The following is a 22407-nucleotide window of genomic DNA, read 5'->3' as shown; positions in this document are numbered from 1 at the left end:
GATTACTTCTCATATTCTTTTATCATAATATTACCTGAGTATATATTTCCCCAGCTTTTGCAATTCCAATGAATTAAAATATCGTTCTGTTTTTCGATAACAAAAGCAGGATTCAAACAATCAATGTCTGTATTTGTACCGAATTCATTAGCATCATATAAAACAAGCAGAATTTTATATTTTCCTGTCGTAAGCATATCTATATTAATTCTTGCGTTTAATACCACGTCGCTGTCATTATCCAATCTGATAAAATCATCATCTGATGTCAGCACTGTCATAACCGGTGTATCAGACATATTCCTGAATTCCGCTCTCAGACCTATATGCTCACATGTTTTATAACAATGAATTTTTAAATCAAATTCAAGCGTCTGTCCCTGAGTATATATCGGATGTTCTTTATTTAAAAGATCAAGAGACATCATTTCCGCTTTTCTTATTACAGGCAGATAGCTTTCTCTTTTACAATCTTTAAAATCATAGTGCGTTTTTTCTTCCAGCGCGTTTACGCCGTTGTACTTCTGAATTCCGTTTTCAGTATCTCCGTCAAAAATAACACACCCGTGATCAAGCACAACACATCTGTTGCAAAGCTGTCTGATAGTGTTCATATTATGACTTACATAAAGCACAGTGCGCCCTTCCCTGTCGGCGGCGTCGCCCATTTTCCCGAGACATTTCTGTTGAAATTTCATGTCTCCGACAGCGAGCACTTCATCCATTATCAATATATCGGAATCAAGATGCGCGGCGACCGCAAAAGCGAGCTTCACATACATTCCGCTTGAATATCTTTTTACCGGCGTGTCAATAAACTGCTCCATTTCGGCAAAGTCAACTATTTCATCGAATTTCTTTGTTATCTCAACTTTCGACATACCTAAAATAGCGCCGTTGAGATATACATTTTCGCGCCCTGTCAATTCCGGATGAAATCCGGTTCCTACTTCGAGCATACTGGCTATTCTGCCTTTATATGAAATAGTGCCTTTTGTCGGAGCGGTCACACGAGCCAAAAGCTTGAGCAAGGTGGACTTCCCCGCTCCGTTGTGGCCGATTATTCCCACGGCGTCGCCCTTGTTTACCGAAAACGAAACATCTTTTAAAGCAAGGAATCTTTCATTCTTCGGAGCTGATTTCTGCCCGATTCTAAGATTAGGGTCTTCTTTTCCGTGCAGCTTTGCCATAAGACTTTGAAGGTCACCCTTTAAGGTTCCGCCGCCGATCACTCCCAGACGATATTCTTTATATACGTTTTCTATTTTAATTACTTTATCACTCATTTTTAAACCGTATCCATAAATGTTTTTTCTACTTTACTGAACAGTATAACACCTATCGCGAGAATAACAAGTGTCATCGCAGCGCTGATCCCTATATATTTCCAGTCAATACTGCCGCAGCCGAGAAACGCATATCGGAAATATTCTATTATAGGTGACATGGGATTGAGCATATAAAGAGCCATCCACTTTTCGGGGATTATCGAGGAAGGATAAGCTATCGGCGTGGCGTACATCCATAACTGAACACCGAAGCCGACGAGCATTGTAAGATCCCTGTATTTTGTTGTCAATGATGAAACGATTATTCCGAAGCCGAGGCTTAAAAGTGACATTTGAATAACAAACAGCGGCATCATAAGCGCATATGCTGTTATATGCACCGAACAACCCGGTGTCAGCAAATAATACGCAAGAAAGCAAAGGAAGAACACAAACTGTATAGCGTATGAAATAAGACCGGTAATCACATTTGATATCGGTATGATCAATCTCGGAAAATACACTTTTCCGAATATGTAAGCGTTGGAAACAAAGGTATTCGAGGTCTGTGTGATACAATTTGAAAAATATGTCCACGGGACATTTGCGCACATATAAAAAAGAAACGGCGGAACACCGTCTGTCGGCAGCTTTGCGATATTGCCGAAAATTATCGTAAATATGACCGTAGTTAAAAGCGGCTGTATTATCGCCCATGCAGGACCGAGAATTGTCTGTTTATATTGCGATGTGAAGGTTCGCTTCACGAATAGGCTGATCAGATCGCGGTATTTGAAAAGCTCTCTAAAGTTTATTTCAAACCAACCTGATTTGGGCTTTATGACAGTGAGTTGTGTGTCAGGCATTATCATTCCTCAATAAATTTATAGAGTTTTTCAATTTCTCCGGAATTATCCATCGATTCATTCTCGAGATTATGTATGAATTTTTCACGAAGCTCCGGCTCGTCTATTAATTTTTTTATGCCATCATATAATCCGTCGACACTTGATTCAGCTATAAGACCGTTTTTACCGCTTTCGAATTGTTCCCGCATTCCAGGAACATCGGTAGTAACAACAGGCTTATGCAATATTTTTGCTTCGTATGTTGTCGTACAATATCCTTCAGTGTATGATGGCTGAACATAAATATCACAGGCTCTCATATATGGATAAGGATTTTCCCTAGTTCCAAGCAAAACAACATTATTTTCTACATTATGCTCTTTTATCAAATTTTCGATTCTTTCACGATCAGGACCGTCACCGATTATTATCCATTTAATTTTATAATTATTATCAACTAATTGCTTCATAACATCCGGTATTCTGTCATACCCTTTTTCTCCAGAAATTCTTCCGACAGTTACTATGTTTATTGTATTATCAATAAACAAGTCATTTTCATCTATTCGCTCAGAAGATTTATCTGTAATTTTTTTAATATCAAGAATATTATAGAACACCTCAGATTTTTTACATGTTTGAGGATAATACTTAATAAGTATCTGCTTTAATCTTTGCGATACGCAAAATATTTTGTCAAAACTGTTTAGACAGTTTGAATACTCTTTAATTGTAACTATATTACTAGAAAGTTCACTATGAACCCATGTAATCTTCTTTTTTGTATTTAAAATTGATAATAATATAGGGGGTTCAATATAATTCGCTTTATATGCTATAGCACAATCGAAAGCTTCTCTATACTTGGGTAAAGTCTTATAAGCAAAAAGATTTTTTTTATAATTATTTTTTGTTATATGAAGTTTTATTTTGAATATTATATTGATGATAACTTTTTTTATCGTATTATCCTTAATAATATTTCCATCATAATCAATTATATCTGTGCCTGTTATATAACATATTTTCACTTTACCTTCCAATCGCTTTAAATAATTTTCTGGTATTCTTCTTGTGAATAAAGTTATTTCATATCTATTTCTATCTATTGAATTAATAAAATTAATAAGAGACTCTTCTGTTCCCCCAACAATTAAATAAGAAAAGACAATCGCAATTTTCTTTTTTATTATCTCGTCCATAAATATTATCCTTTATTCTTTTTCGCTACAAAATTGATTATTTTTACAGGTACATGCTGGTAAAGCCAATATGTACGCCTTTGAACTTTATCATATGTCGGCTTAAATGTCCCCCAAGGAGCATCTTTCCACGGAGACTTGTCCCAATAATACTTGTATTTATATGAAAGCGGATGAGCTTTATTCTCCCATGGACGCCCTATATTTGAAGATGTATAATGAATAATTGCCGGATTCTTGATTGATTCGCGAATTTCCTTTTTTGTATAATATCTATCCCATAATTTGAAATATGCTTTTAAGTTTTCATATGACATTATAAAAGTCGGTGATAACGCGTCGTACCTCGGATGAAGCATAAAGCAATCATTCCAAAACACACCATTCAATATAGTCTGATCATGATGCCTGACAATTCCGTTACGACTGTCAAGATATTTTAAAAGCTTTTCCTGAACTTTTATATCACGCCACTTTTTCAAATCAATTAAAATCACACCAGAACAAAAATATCTAAATTTCTCATCTATACCAGTTTCGCTTTGAAAAACGCAAGAAGCAACATCCTCAACCGCTGCTATTGTACATCCTTTCATATCTATGTTCCATAAATCCGAAAGACTGTCATTTATTATAATATCGCAATCAAGATACAGTATTTTATCAATACTTTCCGGCACCATTTCAGAAATAAAAAGCCTTGCATATGCGCTGATCGGCAATTCCCATTTATTATTCAAAATGAGTCTAGCTTTGTACTTAGAAAAGTCAATGAATGTTATTTTCCTGCCATATGAAGAGGCAATATTATTTAAATTGTTTTTGTTATCCTCAGCGATTCCATCATTAATAAGAAAAACATTAACCTCATTAAAATCTTTGTTGTGGTCATATAATGACATTATCGATATGCCGGCATGTCTTGCGTAATTATTATCACTGGAATAAATAACGTTCATATTTTACCTCAATTATTTTCCAATCCATTCACGTACTTTTGAATCTATTTGATACTCCCGAACATTATGTTTTGTTATCCGTTTTTCTTTGGGATACGGTTCTCTCCATTTAGTCCCGTATTGCCAATCAAGATAATCTTCAATATTTGAAATAGTCATTAATTTTGTATCCTCAAATTCAACATAACGCGGATTATCATGCCAATTAATTTCTGTTCTGTCAGTTATATATCCGCATTTCCCAGTATAAGGATTCGGGCATATTGTATTGCACATTATGCCAACATATTTTGTGCGTTTTCTGTCGTATCTGCATAAAGCTGTGTCTAATTTTTTACCTAATTTGTCTTTACCCTGCTTTGCCATTTGTCCAATAGTTAATTTGGATTTTAATGATGTAGGAATGACTGCACCTGATAAAACAGCCAAAGACAAATTATAAAATTCAATTTTCTTTCTTTGAATTAACATTGAGAGCTTATTATCCGGCATGTTGTGAAGTGTTGATATGTCAACGAAAATCGGAGCGGCTTCACCGTTATTCGTTATTATTTCAGTTCCCAACACTTGTAATTTTGACATTTTGCTATACCAGTTTGCAGTATTATCAAATGTCATCATTTTGTATCGTTCGCCATAATCTCTTTCAATTATGGATTTGAATTTATTATAATCATTTGAGAGCATCACTATATCAACATCATCATCCCAGGGGATAAAGCCTTTAAAATTAACCGCGCCAAGTAAAGTGCCAGCATAAAGATAATATCTCAGCCCGTTTTCGCGACATATTTTATCTATATCCTTCATTGCCGCAAGCAGCACCTTATGTAATTCAAGATTTCCGTACTCGTCCGTCATTTCTTTTCTCCGATTATTTGTATAAAATACTTATATTTAATCTCGTTGTCGGTAATGCGGGATACGTTTCCGGGTGAAAGCAACGCGGTTTTTTGTTTGTCGGTAAGTGCTTTTACTAAACCATTATAAATCCCATCAACGGAATTGTCAACAATATATCCGTCAACGGATCTGTGATCTGCTCACTTCGGATTTATATTATCTAAAATTCTAAAATAATTATATAAACACTTATAAATAATAAGCGCTATATTTTCTCCATATATTTTTTTATATTTTGGTTGATATTTTCTGTACCAATTACCCACAAACTGTGTCTTTCTATCGCACCAAGAACCATTAAAATGATGTATTGTATATGTATTATCCGAAAATAATGTTTCTGCAGAATCGTGTGACAATGGGCAAAAATATGTCTGAGGATATAATGTAAAACCACTTATTACTTGTTTTTTCCCATTCGGTAAAAATCCATGGTTCAGACATATATCAGTTATTATTTTTACATTAGTTGTTGTATTTAGTTGTCCGTCATTGAGGACAAAAGAAATATTATCATAATATGCCAATAATTCTTTAAAAAACGGATGGTATGCTTTCGATGCCATTATTCCTGTTGGAATCGTTTTTGTTGATTCAAACCCGGAAAAAGCTTCACAATTAATAAACTCATCAGGAAAAGGTTTCACGACTTCAACATCAGTATCCATATATATTCCTCCATAATAATAGAGTAAATAAATACGCACATAATCACTGACAAAAGCATATTTTTTTTGTTCATACGCTTCTTTGCAAAACCTATTCATTGATATATCAAAATTATTCTCATTCCATAATTTAATTTCATAATCCGGTAAATATTTTTGCCAACTTCTTATACACTTCTGCGTTAATGGTGAAAGCGGTTTATTGCCAAACCATATATAATGAATTGTTTTTGGTATCATACCTAATAACTCCTACGTGAAGAGTATTTTCATAATTTCTCAAATTTTAGTAATCAGTATCAATTCTTGTGATAAACCATTCGGAAGAATCAATTTTTATGCCAGGAGTAAATATTTTCATTATCATTCTTGAAGATGATCCTTGCTGCTTTTCAAAGCCAATACCGTTGAGCATGCTAAATATTTTCTGATTATAGTTGCCCCATATGTAAATACGGTTTGCAATCGGTCTCATTTTAAGAAATATTTGCTTTAAGTTATCAGTATCTGATGCCAGCATATTTGAAATATTCCAATCGTAAATATTAAAAGCCGTCGTCAATCTTCCTTTGTTTAAGCTACCGATAAAATATGCCTCGGGCGAAGAGTCTTTTGCAATTACAAATGTAATGTACTTTGTATCCGGATTTTTATTATATTTATATTCATATAATGCATGGCTTTTTGTTATCCGCCAGTATTCTGACGAAATATTTGATTTTTTATCTACAGCTTCTATTGAATCAGGAACATAGGAATACTTTGTAAGCGAATAAGGGCCAATATGAGCCACTAAACCGTCTTTTAGTTTTTTTGTAAAATAATGATAATGAGTATTATATATATGCATTTCACAAATATTTATAAATCCGTATTTAAAAAATCTTTTATGCGAACAATCATTTGGAAATCCCATAAATACATCAATGCACTTATAATAATTCTCCGCAAAAGAATACAGGCTGGTCATTATCCCTTTTCCTCTATACTCAGGAGCTACAACCAAATCGCACATCTGAACAACATCAAGAGTATTCCCATTTTTATTGTATCTTTCGGGGAAAAATGACATCATACCCATGGTTTTGTGAGCTTCGGTATCATAAGCCGTAAATACTTCCTGCTTCTTGAATCCCGATTCACAAAAACATTTCCATTTCCAATGCTCCTTTGTCGTTTCACCGAGACCGGCATTGAATAAGGCTATCAACTCATCAAAATCGTTTTCAAGAGTTATTTTCTTTATTTCTATCATTGAATAACCTATTTATCCTTCTTTTGAGATAATCAAAGGGACGAATAATAAACCAAACCAAATTAAAACTATATCGTTTTATATCGATAACTTCATAATGCTCGGATAAATTATATGTATGTATACCTGCCGCTTTTATCCGCTCATTTGTATTAATCTGATCTGCTGTTATTTTTTTCAGAAGTTTTTCTGAATAAATACCGTTAGAGATAGCCGGTATATAAAGATTTATGGCTTTACCGTATTCTCCGGTACAATCCTGTGCCGGCCTTATCAACATTTCATCATGAGTAAAAAATTTTCCAGCTGAGCGTGCCTGATTGTATTTATTGTTTATAACCTGCGCCTTGTTTGGATCGAACATTTCATCATTGAATGATGAAATAACAGTTTTTTCGTTTTCGCAAATTGTTGTAAATATATATTTCTTATTATTAATTTCTTGAATTGTCGTATCAACGCATGGACAATTAGCTATCACTTTTATTTCTTCCCATTTTTCGGGAAAAGCAGCCGCTTTATAAATAGATACTTTCCCGGATACATATGATTCGGGAATCATATAAAAGTCTCCGCCTCTTTTATATATAAATGGATATGATAAATGCCACGGACATTCCAATACTTTTTTCCATGGCGAATAATTGCCATTTTCTGATAATATACAGTATCCGATAGCTCCTTTATGCTTCAATCTATCATACATTTCGGCAAATACAAACGCTTTGCCGTTTTCTTCTATAATAAACGGATCAGCGCACCAATACCTAAAATTGCCTCTAATAATATTGAATTTACTGTTATCGGTGTCATTTAATATATCAGACTTACGTTTTCTGTAAAACACCTGCCATTCTTCTGAAAGAAACTTGTTCATCTTCCATGCCTTCTCAAAATTAAATTCTTATATTGTCTGTAACCGTAAATTACAGCTTTGGCGGTCAACTTCGACCTGAATGATAGATATTTATTCTTGGAATACAACTTTTTATTCTCTGTTATTTCTATAATTACTTGTTTCAATCTGGTTTCAAAAGTCTTTGAATTTTCAGCTAAAGTAATCTCACGAACATAATAGAGTAAACAATCGAGAAACCTTGCTTCGGCGGCTTCGGCGATTGAAGGATGATGAAGCTTTGTGTATTCGAGATTGTTTTTGCAGTTATCATACCATGCAAAGCGTTTTTCTGAAAATGGAACGGTTGTTATGCTGTTTTCGCGGCGTATATAGTGATAAAAGGGCTTTGTAGTATAAACAACTCTATGACATTTTTCAAGAAGCAGCAGCGCGATATTTTCGTCTTCGTTTATCTTACCGACAGGAAATCTGATATTGTCAAATACGCTTTTTGCGTATATTTTATTCCATGAAGACCATGAACCGAGTAAATACCGTTTTATAGCGGCTTCTTTATCGAGGCATTCCACATTGATACCTTTTACATCGGAAGTTTTGACGATTTTTATTTCTTTTCCGTTGTCAATACAGTCAATCACACCGCCAACTGAAATATCGGCATGATAATCATTTGAATTTTTAAATAGATTCTCATACATATTAAGCTCTATATAATCGTCACTGTCGACAAACGCTATATAATCTCCTTGAGCAATATCAAGCCCTGCGTTTCTTGCAGATGAAAGACCGCCGTTTTCTTTATGAATCACTTTAATTCTTTTATCAAGCTTCGCATATTCTTCGCATATAGCACCGCAGTTGTCCGGAGAACCGTCGTCAACTAGTATTATTTCAAGATCATTATAGGTTTGATTTATAATTGAATCAACACATCTATGTATGTATGGTTCAACTTTATATACAGGAACAATGACTGATATTAGCATAACCCATTCTCCTTTTACTACTAAGTTTAATTTATACGATCAAACATTATGTTTGATATAGACATGGTAAAGGCAATAAAATAATTTGTAGCATTTAATCTTAAGCGTAATTATATATATTATAATAAACAATGGCTTATCCACGGAATATATGACTAGATTTTTATACACTTCATTCTTATAAATCCTTGATAACATTTCATATTTTATGGCAATATTTAAATTTGTAGTTTTAATAATTTCGCATGAAATGTCAAATAAAAAGCAAGTGATTATATCAGAAGCAGCTTTTTTACTAATAACATTATTTTTGTTTCTTATAGTCTCGCATAGAAGTTCGCATGATTTAATTTTTTTTTCTATATTACTGCAATCCGTATTATTGAGTGCGCTGCTTTTTCTCTGTAAATAATTATAGGATGTATCATTGATAACAGAAATCTTTTTAACATTCGACAAATATTTAATATTAAAATCCATATCTTCGCGTAAAGTCATTTTTATATTGAATTCGATATTGTGATTTTTAATTATTGAAGAAACATACATTTTTGAACATGAATATCCGAATAATGATGTATCATCAAATTTGTCAATAAAGTCTTCAGTGTTATATATATTCTTTTTCGAGATTCTTGCATTTATAAAATTTAGATTTTCATCTATATATCTACATCCTGATATACACATATCGCAGTCATTATCTGATATACCTTTATATAAATTCAATATATAATTATCAGAAACATAATCATCAGAATCTATAAATGAAATGAAAAAGCCGGAGGATGCATTAATTCCGGCGTTTCTTGCATCCGAAACGCCCCCGTTTTCTTTATGTATCACTTTTATTCTCTTATCAAGCGTGGCATATTCATCGCATATAGCACCGCAGTTGTCTGGAGATCCGTCGTCAACTAGAATAATTTCTAAATCCCTATAAGTTTGATTAATTACTGAATCCACACATCTGCGAAGATATTTCTCGACTTTGTATACGGGAACTATGACCGATATCAACATAATTATACATTTACCTCATTTAAACGGTTAATCGTGTTTATATGTCTGCAAGTTTACTTGATTTTCCATTATATTATCTATTTTCTTTTGGACAGGCATCCATTGTATTTTATTTAATATATTATATATTGGTTTCCATGAGATTTTATCAATCAACATGCAAAGAATATACAGCAACGGAGAGAAAATTAAAGATATACCCATTGTTAAATAAGGATTTAGCATATATAAAGTGTTGCTCCATAATAATCCCCTGACATCCGGATTTTCATGAATCAAATACACTGAGTAACTTGAGTTAGAGAAATAATATATAGCATTTTGGATCTTTTTGGATTTTATTTGATCCATATTTAATGCAGTCAAAAATATAAGTAATGAACTTGCCAATACGGTTATTGAAGTATACTCAGTAATAATTGATGATCCTTTTCCTGCAAGACCTATACTATTTGATAGAAAATTAATGAAAAGATATCCTATATATGTAACTAGTTGAGAAGCGCAGAACAATAAGAATAATTTTTTATAGTTAAAATTTCGGTTGAAATGAAGACGAAGATATCCAGCATATGCATAAAGTGTAAAAAACCAAATTATGCTGTTTCCGCCTTCTGAATTTAATGTAGTTGCAAACGGAATAATCATTCTCCATAAACAAAACAAAGAAGTAATTATCCACAAAAACAGTTTATATTGTCGTTTTGTCATTGCTTTTAGAAAAACAGAAAAAAACGGTGAAAGTATATACATACCAAAATACACTCGAGAAAACCAATATCTGTTGCCAGATATAGGTAATGATGAATATAACAAAGTCTTAATTGAGATTTGGGTTCCGGTCAATAATGAAATTAACAAATATAGTGCAAGAGAATAAAAGAATGTCTGAATCCAAAACAGAAAAATCTTTTTGATTTTAAAACCCGAATTCACAAGAAAGTACCCGCTTATAATCACATATACATTTAAAAACGGTATCGATATTATTCTTAAAAAACTGTATATGTAATATAAAGAACCTGAAATGTTTCCTGCATCAATTCCATATAACATAGCATGACCAAGAATAATGAATATCATTGATATAATTCTCAGCATTTCAATATTTACATTTCTTTTACCATATTCAGGAACCTTGCTCATATTAATTCTCCGATTATTTTCATCCATTTATTCATAATGACTTCAATTGAAAATCTCTCAATACCGCTTTTCGCGTTATTTGAAAATTCGATCCGTTTTTGCGGATTATCAATCAACTCGCAAATATGTGCGGCTAGCTCTGACGTATTTTCTTCTTCTACCAAATATCCGTTTACATCGTTCGATATAATTTCCGAGGGTCCTGTCATTATATCAAAGCTGATTAGCGGAAGGCCGAAGGATTTTGCTTCAAGCAATACCATTGGAAGGCCTTCCATTCTCGATGTCATGACATATATAGCGGCGCTTTTATACACTGAGGGCATATCGTGAGTCGTACCCATCAGAAATAAATTCTTATCAAGCTTCAGCCTGGATATCTTTTCTTTCAATTCCGCTGTTGTTTCTGGTTCAAAATCGTCTCTTCCGTATATTTCCCATGTCCAGTCCGGGTGAGCGTCAAAAATAATCCTCGCGGCATCGCAGAGCATGTCATAGCCTTTAATTTTTCTGATTATCCCGACAGTAAGAAGCTTTTTAGAAGCCAAATCATATGAAGCTCGTTCTGAAGAATATTCAACGGGATTATATATATAATCAGTTTTACATTTTCCTTTGAAATGAGATATAAAATTGCTTTTATCCCGTTCTGTCAAAGTAATGTAATAATCACAAAGCTTGTATTCAAGCGCGCGCACTTTATCGATCGAAGAACATTGTTTCTGATAAAAATTGCCGTGTTCCCAGATGATTTGCTTTGTTTTTGTAAAAAGCGCAGCGGGCATAGAATAAATTCCCATCATCGCCTCTACGCAGATGATGACGTTTATCTTCTTTTTCAATATATATCTTCTTAAAAGCGAAATATTTTTCAATACCGAGCCGCCATTCAAAGTCGAATAGCTTACATTTCCGGCTATATCAAAATATGGTTTCTTTTCAAAATTGAAAAGATCGACTATATACACACAATATTCAGGTTCTTTTGCCAGTTCAGAGGCAATAAGCGATACAGCCTTTGTCGTGCCGCCGGATTTCGACATGCTGCCGGTTAAAAATGCTATATTTCTAATCATATGCTGTCAAAAAAATCCTCGTTTGCTTTTAAAACCTCGCTCTTTACGAAAGAAGCTCCGCGCTTCCGCGCCGCTTTTTTGTATTCGGCAAGTGCGTTTTTATCAGAAAGCAGCTTTTTCATCCCGAGATAAATTCCTTCCTCGGAGTTATCTACGATGATACCGAATTCATTGTTTTTACCTAAAAGCTCCTCTGCTCCTGAACACCGTGTGCTGACGACAGGAATGCCGAGAATCAAAGCCTCTGTTACCGCTGTGCTGAAGCCTTCCCTGCGCGACGAGCATACATATAAGTCACATTTTAAAACGTACTTATATGGATTGTCGCGGAAGCCGAGAAAAGTAAACGAGGAACCGAGCCCGTTTTCATCGATATACTTTTGAATGTTCTCTTTTTCCTCTCCGATACCGAGAATATATATATGATGTATATATCCTTCACCGATCAATCTTTTATGTGCAGCAGCAAGGCGGTCATAGCCTTTCGTCTTCATTATTTTTGCCACAGAAACGATGTTCACTGTATTTTTATCAAAAACGATATCTTCCACCTGTTCTTTTGCTTTAACGCATATTGCATCCGTTTCGTTTATATTGTATATCACATCAATAGGATGTTTCATTTCAAATGGTAATAATTTTTCAAAGTCCTTTTTTACGGTATCAGAAACGCATACGATTCTGTCGAACCTATTATAGCATTTTCGAGCTTCACTGACGGTTCTGAAGCTGTACGCAAATATTTTTTCATTTTCTTGTTCGATATGTATCCAGCTGACAAGCTTTGTCGATTTATTCGGGCATCCGGAAATAATCCTTGCGGTCGGTCCCTCCAGATAAGAAACTGCAATATCATATTTGTCTTTAATAAATCTTTTATAAAGTGCTTGTGGCGAAAAAAGCTTTAATATCTTTGTGTTGCCCTTGAAAATATGCTTGAAAACATATTTATATTTAATATCTTTTTTTAAATATTGTTTATTTACTCCCTCATCAAAAAGAGTCATCAATGTTATATCGTATTTTTCCCGGCTTAAATTATTGACAAGGTTGACAAGGACCTTTTCGGCGCCGCCATGCATGAGCGTAGGAATCATAAACAGGATTTTTTTCATATTTAAGATTATGCCTTTCAACATTTTATAGCGGCTGAGCTTGTAAAATCGCTGGTACTATGACCGCAAAAGTACGAAACTTGCTGTCTTGATAATTTCACTCATTCTTATGTTTATATACTGACATAACTCCAAAGCCATGATTTATACGGTAAAAGATTCGATTCGGTTTTAAGCATAAGACACATATATATGAAAAATACGAGAGTTACTATATATCCGATAAATACCTTTTCCTTAGGCTGAAGCACCTTTATAATTTCAGGCCATAACAAAATATTAAATATATCTAGAAAAATATTGAACCTTGCGAAAAGCCAATGGCGTATCGCGAGAAACATAAAAAGTGAATTCAACAGCGAAAAATTTATTAAAATATCAATATCCGGGCGTGTCTTTTTCAGCGAATCATAGAAAATATAGCTGAGAATAACCGGTATCCCCAAAAAGATGAATCTTAACGCGTTTGCTCCGAAGCCTGTCTGAGTAAGCTCCGTCTCATATGATGTATAAGTACTTTTAAATGTTTCAAGCAGCTTGAAAATTATACCCGCAAACGGCTGATAAAACACAAAAGCAAGCATGAAACATGAAATCGTTATCCCTGTAAATTTTGACCATGCCTTGGTATATGAAAATAAGATAAAAGCAATCATATAAATTGATGAGGCGTGTATCAGCGATGCAATAAAAATCACAATTAACAGCCAGACATATTTCTTCTTCCTGATCAGCGGATATGCAAGCATTATGATCATAGCCGCTAACCTCTGGCGTACGCCGTTAAACGAGCTGAAATATACCATAGACGTAAACATCAGGTATACAGACAATGAAAAATTTGATGAATAATACCTGATTGAAAGTACAAGACAGACAACGGTTAAAAATCCGGAGATTGCGAAAACGCCAATATAATTATCGAATACATCCTTGACAAAAATATTAAGTACGGTGAAAAGCGGCTCTGATTCCTTGAATGCATCCGCGTATGACCATCCCGAGAAAACCGTATAACAGTCTATATAGTTGCTATAATCAGTTCCGACAAAACTCCTCCATCCGGCAATTACGGTAAGCAGCGCGATTATCAGAATTGTCGCAAACCATGAAGGCCTTACCGGAGCGGACACTATGTCAACTGTATTCGATAATACGCTGTTTACGACGTTCCTTCTGCTGTGTATTTTTATATCTATCATAGAAACCGCCATAACAGCGAATATCAGAAGGATGTATACGAGCAATTTCTTTTCCTCCGCGGCGTCATAGGTTCAATTGGCAGACGCTGTGTTTTTATCGTTTTTGTTGTGATATGCTTTCATAATTGATGTCGGAAGTGCATAAGCGAGTATCGGCTTTAATGCGAAGGGATATAAATATAACGGATATCCGAGAAGCCGGTATCCTTTTATAAGCACTTTTGACGCTCCAAATCCGTATTTAAGCTTCCTTCTTTTATAATCAGCCGCCGTTTCTCTCACTTTATAAAGCGGAAGCTGTAGATTATAACCTTTGAAACCGTGCGCAAAGAATCTGAACCAAAGCTCCATGTCTTCGCATCTTTCGGCATACGTTTCTATACTGTAACCTTTTAATACAGAATAGACATTACGGCGGCACATTATTGTTGCGTGAGCGAAAGGATTGCGAGTTACGAGGCATTTTTTATCAGGAATTCCGATTACTTCCCTGACCCCGACATCACCGGTTTCGTCAAATGAAATCATTTGAGTCCCGACCAGGTCGTATTCCGGATGAGTGTTTAAAAATTCAGTCTGTTTTTCAAAGCGTTCTGCGACTGAAATATCATCTCCGTCCATTCGCGCTATATAATCGCCTTTTGCATATTCCAGACAACGATTAAGTGTCGCGGCCAGCTTTATATTTTTTTTGTTTTTTATCAGCTTGATTTTTTCGGGATTGATATCGGCATATGCTTTTGCAATTTCATATGTCCGGTCGACAGATCCATCGTCGCATATTATTAGCTCAAAATTATCATATGTTTGTGAAAGAATGGATTCAATTGCGGCGGCAAGCGTCGATGAACAATTATATATACCCATTATCACTGAGATCTTTTTTTCAGTGTTCATTAGCTTCTTTCCTAATAATAACTGTGGGTTCAGGTAAAAAAACAACGGCGTTATCGGGAACATCCATAGTAACCACGCAATTTGCTCCGATTTTCACTCCGTTTCCTATCACTATGCCGCCGAGTATTTTCGCTCCTGCTCCGATGAGAACATTGTCACCGATTATCGGCGTGGCTTCGTCGTGGGGATCGATCGCCTGTTTTCTCGCGCCGATTGTGACCTGCTGAAATATGGTACAGTTTTTGCCGACAACAACATTATTGTGAATAAAAATTCCTCTTATACCATGGGGAAGCGACGGTGGAGAGGCAAACCTTGATCCGTAACCAATATCTGTTCCGAGCGATGCGTTGTTATACGCATCCATTTTTTTAATTTTAAGCAGATATAAATATTTGATCAAAAGCGGAGTATTGTTTTGCGGATCGATTACGGCGTTTCGCATTCTCCAATATTTATCATGGTCGTAATGCTGTATATGTTTTATAAGAAAGCACGCAAACGGTTTTTCCCGAGCGCTCATAATCCTATTACCTCCATAACCATATCGACGACCTTGTTTTTATCGAATTTATTTACTGCAATGCGTCTTGATTCCTCTCCCATTGATATGCGTATGTCATTAGAGAGTTCCGCAAAGCTTTTCATGGCCGAAAAAAGCGATTCAACAGAATGTGGTTCAATCAATAATCCGTTTTCCCCGTTTTCAACAGCTTCTCTGCAGCCGCTTATATCAGAAACAATCAGAGGCCGCCCGGAAGATGCGGCTTCAAGAACGGTATTTGCCATTCCTTCATGATATGAAGGAAGAATAAAACAATGTGTTTCTTTTAAAAGAGGTCTGACATCGTCATGAAATCCAAGATATCTGATAATTCCTTCGTCGCACAGAGCTTCGGTTTGCTTTTTATAGTCATCGTCGAAATATCCGGCAATATTAACCTCTGCGTTTATTTTTTCTGCTTTAATTCTGCGAGCTGCTTCAAAAAGCTCGTTAATTCCCTTCTCCGCCATTATCCTTCCTATGAACAAAAATTTTATCGGAACGCTTTCAGGATCGGGATATGTTTGGAAAGAATAATAATTCGTGTTGACGCCTGCGCCGTTCAATATGGTTGTGATGTTTTCAGGAATAATACCCAGAGATAAAAATATATTCCTGTTTTCAGCATTTTCAAAAAAAACATGCGATGCTTTAGATAACGCGGCTTTATACAGCGCGGTCACGAGAGCTTTCATCATACCGTCTGTGTGAAACGCGGTGCCAAGACCGGTTATATTCGAGTAATACGGTATTTTTCTTGATTTTGCGGCAAGCCCGCCGTATATGTTCGGTTTTATCGTATATGTAATAACAATGCTGGGCTTTACGCGTTTCATTAAGCGGGTATACTCGTTTAAAAGACTGAGATCTTTTGCAGGATCGGTACCGCGGCGTTCAAGCGGCGTATCTATGCATTCACAACCTAATTCTTCTGTAAGTCTTTCTTTATATTCATCAAATGGGAAAGCGAGGATCACTGTATTGCCATGTGAAATCATCGCTTCAATGAGCTCTTTTCTGAATTTATAAAGCCCGAGTCCGTTGTTTGAAAGAATAAGTATACGCTTGCCGCTCATAAATTGATATGCCTTTCTCTATACGGCATTTTTACCGAGCCGCAAGTTTTCAGCGGTTTTGTCTTAACCAAATTGCGGTTGTTTTTGCCGATTATTCTGAAGATTGATAGATTAATTTACAATTTTTACGCGTCCTCAGTTCCGGGTGCCGGCTCTATGTTTTCGCGTTTAAAAACTTTTGAAATTGTCTTTAAGAAAATTTTACAATCAAACAAGAATGACATCTTGTCTATGTATTCGAGGTCATATTCAATTTTTTTCTCTCGGGTCAGTGCATTGCGTCCGTTGACTTGTGCCCAACCTGTCAGCCCGGGAGAAACATCGTGACGGTGTTTTTGACGCGGAGTGTATTGCGTAAGGTATTCAACAAGCAAAGGTCGCGGGCCGATAATACTCATTTCACCAATAAATATATTCCAAAGCTCGGGAAGCTCATCGAGGCTCGTCGATCGTAAAATCCGGCCAAATTTTGTAAGGCGCTTTTCATCAGACATAATTTTCCCTGACGCGTCATACTCGTTGGTCATTGTACGGAATTTTTTGATTGTAAATAGCTTTTCGTTTTTACCGGGCCTTACCTGCTTGAACAAAATTGGTTTTCCCAGCTTGATTCTGACGAGTATTGCGGTGATAAGCATGACCGGCGAGAGTATAACCAGTCCTAAAAAGGATATTACTATATCAAGCAGTCTTTTAATGAATTTTTTATACATAAAATAATCCTATTGTAAAGCATATAAAAATTTTAATCACTGCTATTTCTCTTATCTTTGCTCTTTCTTGCGAAAATTCGGTATAAAATTATTCTGAAACTGTTTGGAGCGGCCGAATGAACGACAAATCTAAGTGCAATGTTATAAATAAGCCGCGGAAACGAGATGAAGCCGCATTTATACATTTCGATATGTTGTGATGCTTCACTTTTGAAATAATGCCATCCCCCCCTGCGGCGGTACATGTTTTTATCACTAGAAATTACGCACAGTACCATGGGGAGATTCAGAAAACGGAAGCCTTTTTGCTCCATTCTGAAAAAAAGATCATAATCCTCGCTTTCAAAGTGCCCGGAATAGTTTCCGGCGGCAATCACATCGTCTCTGCGCATCATTATGGTTATATGATTGAACGGAGACCTGTCCTTCATACCGCGTCGGATATCACTGTCATTCAACGGGACAGTCCTTATCAATCTGTGAGATATTCCTTTTTCTGAAGAAAGCTCTTCGATGTATCCGCCGACGATCGAAAGCGAAGGATCCTTCCGATAACACTCAAGCTGAAGCTCAAAACGTTCTGATACACTGAGATCGTCTGCATCCATAACTGCGACAAGCGGCATTGTACAAGCCAGCATTCCTATTCTTCTGGCTTCACCCCGGCCAAGGTTTTCATTAAGCTTTATTATTTTTACTGCCGGGCAGGATGAAATGACATTTTCAACTGTATCACTCAGTTCCGGCGGCAATGATCCGTCAATTACAATTATTATCTCATCAGGCTTTATCGTTTGCTCAAAGTATATGGAATTAAATGCATTTATAAACTTTTTGGCATCGTCTAATGCATAAACGCACATTAAGACAGAAAATTTATCCGTATTTTTCATTTTCCAAAGAGCTTTAATATACGTTGTGTGACTCTTTCCATATCATTTTCATCCATTTTAATATCGCTTGGGAGACATACGCCGCGAGTAAATATGTCATCCGATACGCTTGTCTTGCCGGCGGTTATATAATCCATACCTGTAAAAACCGGCTGGAGATGCATAGGCTTCCATATAGGACGCGATTCTATGTTGTCATCATTAAGGGTATTGATAATATCATCCGGCGTTATTTTTGAGCTTTTGTCGACCGTTACAGAGGTAAGCCAGTAATTCGGTTCCGAATAAGCCGGAACCGGATTCAAAGTCAGCTCCGGCAATCCGGAAAGCGAGCATAGATATTTATCCCTTATCGCTTTTTTACGTGAGATAAACTCATCAAGTGTTTTAAGCTGTCCACGACCTATTCCTGCGACAATATTGCTCATCCTGTAATTATATCCAATTTCGCTGTGCTGATAATGCCTTGCAGGATCACGTGACTGCGTCGCCCAGAAGCGTGCCTTTTTTACGGCGTTTTCGTCATATGAAAAAAGCATTCCCCCGCCGGAAGTAGTTATTATTTTATTTCCGTTGAAAGAAAATGCACTAAATCTGCCGAATGTTCCTGTTTGCCTGCTTTTGTAGCGAGCACCGAGAGATTCGGCCGCGTCTTCGATAAAAACGGCATTATGTGATGTGCAGATATCACTGATCTCGTCAAGCTTTGCCGGTGTTCCGTAGAGATTAACTGCAATTACAGCTTTTGTATCAGGATATTTTATAAAAGCTTTTTCCAATGCTTCCGGCGACATATTCCATGATTCGGTTTCGCTGTCGATGAAAACCGGAATAGCTTTTTCATATACGATCGGGTTGGCCGATGCGGAAAAAGTCAGTGATGAACAAAAAACCCTGTCGCCTTCGTCTATTCCGGCCAGCTTAAGTGCAAGATGAATTGCCGATGTCCCGGAAACGAGAGCGCAGGCAAACCCGACCGGATCTAAATATTCGCATAATTCCTTTTCAAATCCGTCCACATTCGCACCGAGAGGGGCGATCCAGTTTGTACGGAATGCTTCATCTATATAAGCTTTTTCGCTCCCATTCATGGTGGGAGACGATAAAAATATCCTTTTTGACAATATAATCAAGTCCCTTCGTCTAAGTATATTAAACAGCCCGCCTGAAATTAGGTACTATTTTCATCATTTCTGTCTCGATTTCATGCAGCATGGCTTTACTGTCAATATCTGTTTTATATGCGATTTCTTTTATTTTATCTAACATCGGTATAAGCTTTTCATATGATATGTCCGAAGGATTGCCGACGAATATTTTATTATTATCAGTTGTTCTAATTCCCTCTTCATCAAGCAGGAGTTCTTCAAAAAGCTTTTCTCCGGGTCTGAGTCCTATATATTCTATTTTTATGTCCTTGTCCGGAACAAGGCCCGCGAGGAATATAAGCTTCTTTGCAAGATCTAGAATTTTCACCGGTTTACCCATATCAAGCACGAATATTTCGCCTCCGGCAGCCATTGCGCCGGCGGTAAGAACCAGCTGAGCGGCTTCCGGAATCGTCATGAAATACCTTATTATATCGGGATGTGTGATTGTAACCGGTCCGCCTTCTTCTATCTGCTTTTTAAAAAGAGGTATGACAGATCCGTTGGAACCGAGAACATTTCCGAATCTGACCGCCGCAAACACCGTTTTAGAACGTTTACTCATTGATTGTATGATCATTTCACATATGCGTTTTGAAGCTCCCATAATATTAGTGGGATTTACGGCTTTGTCGGTGGAAATCATTATAAATTTTTTAACGCCGTTTGCTTCCGCAGCACGCGCAACGTTCAGAGTTCCGAAAATATTATTTTTTACGGCCTCCTGAGGAGAATTCTCCATAAGCGGAACATGCTTGTGCGCCGCGGCATGGAATACGATAACAGGCTTTTGTTCTTCCATGATCCGGTTTATTCTATCATATTCCCTCACTGAAGCAATAACTGTTTCCAGATTCAGACTGTCAGAATATTTACGCTTTAATTCCTGTTCTATGTCATATGCATTGTTTTCGTATATATCCACAATCACAAGCTTTTTCGGATTGTATTTTGCGATCTGCCTGCACAGCTCGGAACCGATGGATCCGCCGCCGCCGGTAACCATTACCGTTTTTCCGCTTACAAATGAATAAATTTCATTGTCTGCGATTACCTGCGGATCACGTCCGAGAAGCTCGTCTGTTGTGATTTCTCTAAGCTTACTCAAATAATCTGTATCTGTGGTAAAATCGTAGGAATGCGGCATTATTTTAACTTCACATCCGGTTTCGACACAGTATTCGAGTATCACGGAGCGCTGTGAGTTTGTGGCAGAGGGCATGGCGATTACAATCATTTCAATTTCGTATTCTTCGCATAGACGAGGAATATCGCCGCACACTCCTGCAACCTTTATATTTTGAAAATATTTACCTATTTTTGAAATATCGTCGTCAACCGCGATTATAGGAAGAATATCAGAGCTTCCATCCTTTGTGATTTCATCAAGCAGATTACGCGTCTCGGCTCCGCAGCCTACTATAATTGTACGCTTTTTTAAAATATTTCGTTTGTCCTGCTTGAGCATCCTTGATTGATTTATATAATAATCACGGAAAACACGATATAAAAGCCTTACAGTCACAAAAGCAATAGAAATTGTCGACATCACGAGCAAATAAAAGTAAAACGGTATTATTTCCGGTAAAATCAGTCTGCTTATACCAAAAAAAACAAATCCGGCGGCAAAAGACGCGATATTGCACATGAAATATTCTTTTGGCTGCGCATATCGCCAAAGACTCTTGTAAATACCGAATAAAATCATTACGAGCAGATATACCACCGCGGCAAGCAAGAGGGATTTAAAAAAAATCTGTATCGGCAGCGCCTCATCGATATGACATATTGCGTATATAAAGCTGAAAAGAAATACCACTATCGCAGTATCCGAAAGCATCAATATAAACGCGCGATATCTCGATTTCAAAACATGATACCCTTTCGCTTTTTAAAGCATACCTTCCAATACTTTTTGCTCCGTTGATTCCGTCATATCGGCAATGTCCTTTTTTTTCGTCCGACGTTCAAAATTTATAAAAAAGTCACCGAGCTCATCCATGTCCCCATGATAATCGGTTCCGAAAACTGCCGGCAATCCCCCTGATATTAGGCGTATTATTCGTCTGGATGACGAGCGGCTTTCAAATGCTTCAAGGTTAAACTGATAAACGGCATTTTTTACTGATAAAATTTGTGACAACTGTGAATCGTTATATATGGAAAAATATCTGTTTAAATGCGCAATCAACGGGTGAATTTTAAATTTAAATACTATATTATAAATTTCCTCGAGCATCCAAGGTTCGTATTCCCTGTAGGGCAGTTCAAGCAGAATAACATTTGTTCCCTCTATACACAATAAAGGCAATTTGTCATTCTGAGAAATACCTTTCTCCATATGAACCTCGGCGCCAAGTCTTATTTCCGGTATCGATTTTCCATCCGATTCAAGCTCAGATACTAATTTCGCATATGCCTCTTTGCGGCGGCAGATAAAATCATCCACCGGCTCTCTGTGCGGAATATAATGAGAGGTCGAGTATATATGGGTAATACCGTTCTTTTTTAATAACGCTATATATTTCGCCGTCTGGGCGGTATTTATTACTCCGTCGTCAAAGCAAGGCAAAATATGACTGTGAAAATCCGCTTTCAAGAAGATTGTCCCTTCTTTTTTATATAA

Annotated in this window: 22 protein-coding genes; all 22 read right to left on the bottom strand. The window is 36.3% G+C overall.

Annotated elements, in window-relative coordinates; all coding sequences use genetic code 11:
• Positions 1–2: 2 nt before the first annotated feature.
• Positions 3–1286 carry an ABC transporter ATP-binding protein gene (locus VB118_01535; protein ID MEA4831281.1) on the bottom strand — a complete coding sequence of 428 codons (1284 nt, stop codon included), beginning with the start codon at positions 1284–1286 and terminating at the stop codon, positions 3–5.
• Positions 1287–1288: 2 nt separating this feature from the next.
• A complete protein-coding gene (locus tag VB118_01530; protein MEA4831280.1) occupies positions 1289–2134 on the bottom strand; it encodes an ABC transporter permease in 846 nt (281 codons plus the stop codon).
• 2 nt (positions 2135–2136) lie between these two features.
• Positions 2137–3318 carry a glycosyltransferase gene (locus VB118_01525; protein MEA4831279.1) on the bottom strand — a complete coding sequence of 394 codons (1182 nt, stop codon included), beginning with the start codon at positions 3316–3318 and terminating at the stop codon, positions 2137–2139.
• Between the two features lie 5 nt (positions 3319–3323).
• Positions 3324–4277, bottom strand: coding sequence for a glycosyltransferase family 8 protein (locus VB118_01520; GenBank protein MEA4831278.1), 954 nt, complete (start codon positions 4275–4277; stop codon positions 3324–3326).
• Between the two features lie 12 nt (positions 4278–4289).
• Positions 4290–5138: a LicD family protein gene (locus VB118_01515; protein MEA4831277.1), complete on the bottom strand. Its 849-nt coding sequence runs from the start codon at positions 5136–5138 to the stop codon at positions 4290–4292.
• Between the two features lie 182 nt (positions 5139–5320).
• Positions 5321–6088 (bottom strand): glycosyltransferase, encoded by a 768-nt coding sequence (locus tag VB118_01510; protein ID MEA4831276.1) that lies wholly within the window; start codon positions 6086–6088, stop codon positions 5321–5323.
• A gap of 46 nt (positions 6089–6134) precedes the next feature.
• Entirely contained in the window at positions 6135–7103 is a 969-nt protein-coding gene (locus VB118_01505; protein ID MEA4831275.1) for a GNAT family N-acetyltransferase, read from the bottom strand.
• Entirely contained in the window at positions 7075–7980 is a 906-nt protein-coding gene (locus VB118_01500) for a hypothetical protein (protein MEA4831274.1), read from the bottom strand. Before VB118_01500 ends, VB118_01505 begins: the two co-directional genes overlap by 29 nt.
• Positions 7977–8948: a glycosyltransferase gene (locus VB118_01495; protein ID MEA4831273.1), complete on the bottom strand. Its 972-nt coding sequence runs from the start codon at positions 8946–8948 to the stop codon at positions 7977–7979. Before VB118_01495 ends, VB118_01500 begins: the two co-directional genes overlap by 4 nt.
• Positions 8949–8987: 39 nt before the next feature.
• Positions 8988–9971 (bottom strand): glycosyltransferase family 2 protein, encoded by a 984-nt coding sequence (locus VB118_01490; GenBank protein MEA4831272.1) that lies wholly within the window; start codon positions 9969–9971, stop codon positions 8988–8990.
• Positions 9972–9998: 27 nt separating this feature from the next.
• Entirely contained in the window at positions 9999–11144 is a 1146-nt protein-coding gene (locus tag VB118_01485; protein MEA4831271.1) for an acyltransferase, read from the bottom strand.
• Positions 11114–12193 (bottom strand): glycosyltransferase family 4 protein, encoded by a 1080-nt coding sequence (locus VB118_01480; GenBank protein MEA4831270.1) that lies wholly within the window; start codon positions 12191–12193, stop codon positions 11114–11116. The genes VB118_01485 and VB118_01480 overlap by 31 nt, the downstream gene beginning before the upstream one ends.
• Positions 12190–13308, bottom strand: a complete 1119-nt coding sequence (locus tag VB118_01475) for a glycosyltransferase (GenBank protein MEA4831269.1) — start codon at positions 13306–13308, stop codon at positions 12190–12192. Before VB118_01475 ends, VB118_01480 begins: the two co-directional genes overlap by 4 nt.
• A gap of 113 nt (positions 13309–13421) precedes the next feature.
• Positions 13422–14555 carry an EpsG family protein gene (locus tag VB118_01470; protein ID MEA4831268.1) on the bottom strand — a complete coding sequence of 378 codons (1134 nt, stop codon included), beginning with the start codon at positions 14553–14555 and terminating at the stop codon, positions 13422–13424.
• 27 nt (positions 14556–14582) lie between these two features.
• Complete coding sequence (locus tag VB118_01465; GenBank protein MEA4831267.1) at positions 14583–15407, bottom strand: glycosyltransferase; 825 nt, start codon at positions 15405–15407, stop codon at positions 14583–14585.
• Complete coding sequence (locus VB118_01460; protein ID MEA4831266.1) at positions 15397–15930, bottom strand: serine acetyltransferase; 534 nt, start codon at positions 15928–15930, stop codon at positions 15397–15399. Before VB118_01460 ends, VB118_01465 begins: the two co-directional genes overlap by 11 nt.
• On the bottom strand, positions 15927–17027 hold the full coding sequence (locus VB118_01455; GenBank protein ID MEA4831265.1) for a glycosyltransferase family 4 protein: 1101 nt from the start codon (positions 17025–17027) through the stop codon (positions 15927–15929). The genes VB118_01460 and VB118_01455 overlap by 4 nt, the downstream gene beginning before the upstream one ends.
• A 125-nt stretch (positions 17028–17152) precedes the next feature.
• Entirely contained in the window at positions 17153–17740 is a 588-nt protein-coding gene (locus VB118_01450) for a sugar transferase (protein ID MEA4831264.1), read from the bottom strand.
• Positions 17741–17772: 32 nt separating this feature from the next.
• Positions 17773–18633: a glycosyltransferase gene (locus VB118_01445; GenBank protein MEA4831263.1), complete on the bottom strand. Its 861-nt coding sequence runs from the start codon at positions 18631–18633 to the stop codon at positions 17773–17775.
• The gene (locus VB118_01440; GenBank protein ID MEA4831262.1) at positions 18630–19757 is read right to left on the bottom strand and encodes an aminotransferase class I/II-fold pyridoxal phosphate-dependent enzyme; all 1128 of its coding nucleotides are present in this window, start codon (positions 19755–19757) and stop codon (positions 18630–18632) included. Before VB118_01440 ends, VB118_01445 begins: the two co-directional genes overlap by 4 nt.
• Positions 19758–19785: 28 nt before the next feature.
• Positions 19786–21651: a nucleoside-diphosphate sugar epimerase/dehydratase gene (locus VB118_01435; protein MEA4831261.1), complete on the bottom strand. Its 1866-nt coding sequence runs from the start codon at positions 21649–21651 to the stop codon at positions 19786–19788.
• 21 nt (positions 21652–21672) lie between these two features.
• Complete coding sequence (locus VB118_01430) at positions 21673–22380, bottom strand: CpsB/CapC family capsule biosynthesis tyrosine phosphatase (GenBank protein ID MEA4831260.1); 708 nt, start codon at positions 22378–22380, stop codon at positions 21673–21675.
• Between the last annotated feature and the right edge of the window lie 27 nt (positions 22381–22407).

This window comes from Oscillospiraceae bacterium (assembly GCA_034925865.1).
Taxonomy (GTDB): domain Bacteria; phylum Bacillota; class Clostridia; order Oscillospirales; family SIG627; genus SIG704.
The sequence above is the reverse complement of the archived record's forward strand: the minus strand, read 5'-3'. Positions and strand labels throughout refer to the sequence as shown.

Excerpts from the sequence above, each read along its gene's own strand:
- VB118_01495 (MEA4831273.1), bottom strand. The coding sequence starts at position 8,948 with ATGCTAATATCAGTCATTGTTCCTGTATATAAAGTTGAACCATACATA.
- VB118_01510 (MEA4831276.1), bottom strand. The coding sequence starts at position 6,088 with ATGATACCAAAAACAATTCATTATATATGGTTTGGCAATAAACCGCTT.
- VB118_01460 (MEA4831266.1), bottom strand. The coding sequence starts at position 15,930 with ATGAGCGCTCGGGAAAAACCGTTTGCGTGCTTTCTTATAAAACATATA.
- VB118_01530 (MEA4831280.1), bottom strand. The coding sequence starts at position 2,134 with ATGCCTGACACACAACTCACTGTCATAAAGCCCAAATCAGGTTGGTTT.
- VB118_01450 (MEA4831264.1), bottom strand. The coding sequence starts at position 17,740 with ATGTATAAAAAATTCATTAAAAGACTGCTTGATATAGTAATATCCTTT.
- VB118_01455 (MEA4831265.1), bottom strand. The coding sequence starts at position 17,027 with ATGAGCGGCAAGCGTATACTTATTCTTTCAAACAACGGACTCGGGCTT.
- VB118_01445 (MEA4831263.1), bottom strand. The coding sequence starts at position 18,633 with ATGAAAAATACGGATAAATTTTCTGTCTTAATGTGCGTTTATGCATTA.
- VB118_01475 (MEA4831269.1), bottom strand. The coding sequence starts at position 13,308 with ATGAAAAAAATCCTGTTTATGATTCCTACGCTCATGCATGGCGGCGCC.
- VB118_01485 (MEA4831271.1), bottom strand. The coding sequence starts at position 11,144 with ATGGATGAAAATAATCGGAGAATTAATATGAGCAAGGTTCCTGAATAT.
- VB118_01465 (MEA4831267.1), bottom strand. The coding sequence starts at position 15,407 with ATGAACACTGAAAAAAAGATCTCAGTGATAATGGGTATATATAATTGT.
- VB118_01480 (MEA4831270.1), bottom strand. The coding sequence starts at position 12,193 with ATGATTAGAAATATAGCATTTTTAACCGGCAGCATGTCGAAATCCGGC.
- VB118_01535 (MEA4831281.1), bottom strand. The coding sequence starts at position 1,286 with ATGAGTGATAAAGTAATTAAAATAGAAAACGTATATAAAGAATATCGT.
- VB118_01505 (MEA4831275.1), bottom strand. The coding sequence starts at position 7,103 with ATGATAGAAATAAAGAAAATAACTCTTGAAAACGATTTTGATGAGTTG.
- VB118_01515 (MEA4831277.1), bottom strand. The coding sequence starts at position 5,138 with ATGACGGACGAGTACGGAAATCTTGAATTACATAAGGTGCTGCTTGCG.
- VB118_01500 (MEA4831274.1), bottom strand. The coding sequence starts at position 7,980 with ATGAACAAGTTTCTTTCAGAAGAATGGCAGGTGTTTTACAGAAAACGT.
- VB118_01520 (MEA4831278.1), bottom strand. The coding sequence starts at position 4,277 with ATGAACGTTATTTATTCCAGTGATAATAATTACGCAAGACATGCCGGC.
- VB118_01525 (MEA4831279.1), bottom strand. The coding sequence starts at position 3,318 with ATGGACGAGATAATAAAAAAGAAAATTGCGATTGTCTTTTCTTATTTA.
- VB118_01490 (MEA4831272.1), bottom strand. The coding sequence starts at position 9,971 with ATGTTGATATCGGTCATAGTTCCCGTATACAAAGTCGAGAAATATCTT.